Genomic DNA, 3,592 nt, shown 5'->3' on the forward strand with positions numbered 1-3,592 from the left:
ACCATCCGCACTGCCCCCGCCTTGAAGGCCTCATCGTAACGCGGCGGCGCTGGGTGCTTTCGTTCTTTGGTTGACATTTTTCATTACCCCTTTCCATTATACAGATTGTTTTTCTGTCCGGCAAATCGGGTATGGGGGCAAGGCGCATTTTCCCGCCATCGGAAAAATATTTTCCAATCGTGAAAATCGGCAGGAAATAGTCATATCCGTTCTGCAAATTCAGGTTGAAGCCTGTAAAGCTCGACCAGGGAATGCAGGACACGTTGAACAGGTTTTTGCCTGCGGGCGGCTTTGAAAGCTCCGGAGCATTCCGGTACCGCGCCATATCCTCCCGATACCGCGCCAGAAACACCGCAGGCGACGCATCGTATGCCGTCCAAACCTCCGTGAAGCTTTCTGTCTCCTTATGGAAAACCGTATAACAGGGGTCGCAGTGGCTGTAATATCCCACATTTCCCATTTCATCCTGGGCCATCCGAAATTCCGCATGCCGGTTGACCTCCCGTGCAAGCCCATATAAGACCACGGGAAAAAACGGCAGCCCCTTTTCCCGCACCCCGCACAACAGTTTTGTGACATCCAGCGCCACCGTCATACTGTATGTGCAGGGCACCGCTTCGGCATAATGCTCATATCTCTTTTTCCGTTCCCACGCCTGCATGTCGATTTTATGAAACGTCACAGCCATCCTCCTGTTCTCTGTACCGTCTTCTTCAGCGCACATGAACAGCGCGCGTTATCCCACGCTCCGGCCGTGCGGCCCGTCCCGCCCCGTCAAAGCCGGCGGCCTGCCGCCGCGCAGGGTCACCGGAACCGCTCCGCGCCCCACCAGTGCGGCATCAGCTCCCGCAAACGCACCGTTTTCCCGGTTTCGGCGTCCGCCAGTATTTCAAGGCCGGGGCTGTCCTTATCCAGCTGCATCATGAATTCCCTGCACGCGCCGCAGGGCATTCCCACGCGCCCGTCCCCCATCACGCACACCAGCCGCACAATGCGGCTCTCCCCGTTCGTGATCTTATTGGCGATGGCGCTGCGCTCCGCGCACATGCCCAGCGTACAGGCGGTGTCGATGCACACCCCGGTGTAAACATTTCCCGCCGCGGTGAGAATGGCGGCGGCCACGCCGCCGGCCTCGATGAACGGCGAGACCGCGCGGGGGGCCAGCTTCTCCGCGGCTTTGTCATAAAGCTCTTTCCATTGCATGGTATGACCCTCTCTTTTCTTTTTACAGGCCGCCCTTGCGCCGCCTCCCAATATTCCCGCGGGCCGCGGCCGGGCGCGCGGCGCGTCACTGCCCGTTCAGCTCCCGCACAAACGCCTCGGGCTTTGCCGTCAGCTCGGCCCAGGCAGGCACAAAGCCGCATTTCACGGCGTTGCGCACCGATTTGATGTTTGACCACGCGGCGCAGTAAAACGGCACCTTTCCCCGGGCAAGCGTTTCGGCCGCAAGGCGGGACGTCAGCGCGGCGGCAACGCCCCGGCGGCGGTATCCGGGCAGCACGTCCACGCCGATCTGCCACATGCTTTCACAATCCGCCGAACAGCCGGCCAGGCCCACCAGCCTTGCGCCGTCGTACGCGCCCACGGCCAGCACGTCCAATTCCCTCCGTTTTTCGCACAGAGCGTTGCTCCATTCCGGCCGGTACAGGCCCGCGAAGTCCGCAGGCCCCAGCACCTTCAGCGCATACCCGCAATCCCACTGCCGCATGCGGGAAACATCCGGAAGAAAATATTCCGCCATGAAGCATATCCGCATGCCGAAGGGACGCAGCGCGTCCGCCAGCACGTTCATGTTCGGCGTTTCAAAGCAATGCTCGGGCGCATACCGCTCCACGTAGGCCCGCACGGCTGCCTCGGCCTCGGGCGCGACGGAAGCCACCACGTTGCCGCCGTAGGAGACAAGGTCGCAGAAAAAGGGCAGCGACAGATATTTCCGCGCCCCGGCATGGGGCGCGGAACGCACCACCACGCTGTGCTCCCGGCCGAAGTCCTCCGGGCTGCAATTCAGATCAACGGCGGACTGCCGCAGCGCGGCGGCCCATATTTCCTCTTTTGTCATATACGTCATCCCTTCCGGCTCCGGCCGCGCTCCGCCCGCACCGTCCCGCCGCGCGAAAACAGCCTGCCGTTGGCCAGCGCAAGCAATGCTTCGGCCGCGGGGTAGCGGATGATGCCGCTGGTGTTGAGCACCAGGTTTTTAAACGGCAGGTCGCGCACCGTCATCTCGCACACCCGGCGGTTCACCGCCGGGTTGTTGGAAAAATGCATGCCCAGCCGCGCCGCGCACAAAGCCAGCGCGTGCAGCGCGCGCCCCGTGCGGCTGTCCAGCATGTCGCCCAGCACCGTCGTCTGGGTGTATTCGCCGCGGACGGGCTTTTGGTTGCGTGGCAGCGGCCGCGTGTGGATGGCGGCAAACGCCGCGTCCGGGAACGTGTTGTCCGCAAACGAGCCGTACGGCCCCCCGGCGCTGTGGGCGGGCGGCAGCGCCACCGTTTCGCCCCGCGCCGTAAAAGCGGCGTGCAGCAGCAAACAGCGGCTGTGCCGCCCCACGGACACCTCATAACGGCCCGCCTCCACCACGAACGCATGGCGCGCCACATCATAAAACTCCAGCGCGCTGGGCGGCAGCGTCACACAAACCGTTTTGCGCTCGCCCGGCTTCAGCGCCACACGGGCAAAGCCCGCCAGCGTGCGCACGGGCTGGTGCGCGGCGGAATTCCGGTGGGCCACGTACACCTGCGCGGTCTCCACGCCCGCCATCGCGCCCGTATTTTCCACCGTGAAAAGCACCTCGATGGCCTTGCCCGGCGCCAGCACCTTGCGGGAAAGCGTAAGGCCCGAATACGCAAAGGACGTATAGCTCAGCCCGTAGCCGAAGGGAAAGCGCACGTCCACATGCGCTTTGTCGTAATAGCGGTAGCCCACATAAATGCTTTCGTTGTAGGTAACGGCGTCCGGCCCCATGGGCCAGTGGCGCGCGGCGGGCGTGTCCTCCAGCCTTTTGGGCCACGTCTCCGCCAGCCTGCCCGCCGGGCATGCCCTGCCGTACAAAAGCTGGAACACGGCTTCGCCCACGCCCTCGCCGCCCAGCGCCGTGTACAGCACGGCCTTCGCCCTGGGCAGCCACGGCGTTTCCACGGGGCTGCCGCCCGCCAGCACCACCACCACGTCTTTTCCCGCCCCGGCCAGGCGGTCCAGCAGGTGCAGCTGGTTGAACGGCAGGCGCATGTGGGCGCGGTCGTAGCCTTCGGTCTCGAACAGGTCCGTCAGGCCCAGGAACAGCAGCACCGTGTCCGCGCCCCGGGCGGCGTTCAGCGCCTTTTCCTCCAGCTTTGCGTCCACGCATTCGCTGTCCGGGTCATAGCCGGGCGCATACGCGGCGTCTCTGCAGCCGCCGCGCACCAGCGCGTGCAGGAAATCCGGCCTGCCGTGGGCGTTGATGAGGCTGGAGCCCGCGCCCTGATACCGGCAGCGCCTGCCCGCCAGCGCGCCGACGACCGCCACCTTCGCGTCCGGCGCCAGCGGCAGCACGCGGCCTTCATTCTTCAGCAGCACGGCGCTCTCCCGCGCGGCGCGCACGGCCAGCGCGTGG

The 3,592-nt window shown here is 64.7% G+C and carries 4 protein-coding genes; all 4 read right to left on the reverse strand.

The window, feature by feature from the left end; translation table 11 throughout:
* Positions 1–682: CatA-like O-acetyltransferase (locus IIY41_RS04325; RefSeq protein WP_287399916.1), on the reverse strand; the 682-nt coding region annotated here is incomplete at its 3' end.
* Positions 683–804: 122 nt separating this feature from the next.
* Entirely contained in the window at positions 805–1,203 is a 399-nt protein-coding gene (locus IIY41_RS04330; RefSeq protein ID WP_287399917.1) for a cytidine deaminase family protein, read from the reverse strand.
* An 85-nt stretch (positions 1,204–1,288) separates the two neighbouring features.
* A complete protein-coding gene (locus IIY41_RS04335) occupies positions 1,289–2,059 on the reverse strand; it encodes a GNAT family N-acetyltransferase (protein WP_040910173.1) in 771 nt (256 codons plus the stop codon).
* A gap of 5 nt (positions 2,060–2,064) precedes the next feature.
* Positions 2,065–3,592: glycoside hydrolase family 3 C-terminal domain-containing protein (locus IIY41_RS04340; RefSeq protein ID WP_287399919.1), on the reverse strand; the 1,528-nt coding region annotated here is incomplete at its 5' end.

Source organism: Ruthenibacterium sp., assembly GCF_017421385.1.
GTDB lineage: Bacteria > Bacillota > Clostridia > Oscillospirales > Ruminococcaceae > Ruthenibacterium > Ruthenibacterium lactatiformans.

Coding starts and splice junctions, on each gene's coding strand:
- IIY41_RS04335 (WP_040910173.1), bottom strand. CDS start 2,059: ATGACAAAAGAGGAAATATGGGCCGCCGCGCTGCGGCAGTCCGCCGTT.
- IIY41_RS04330 (WP_287399917.1), bottom strand. CDS start 1,203: ATGCAATGGAAAGAGCTTTATGACAAAGCCGCGGAGAAGCTGGCCCCC.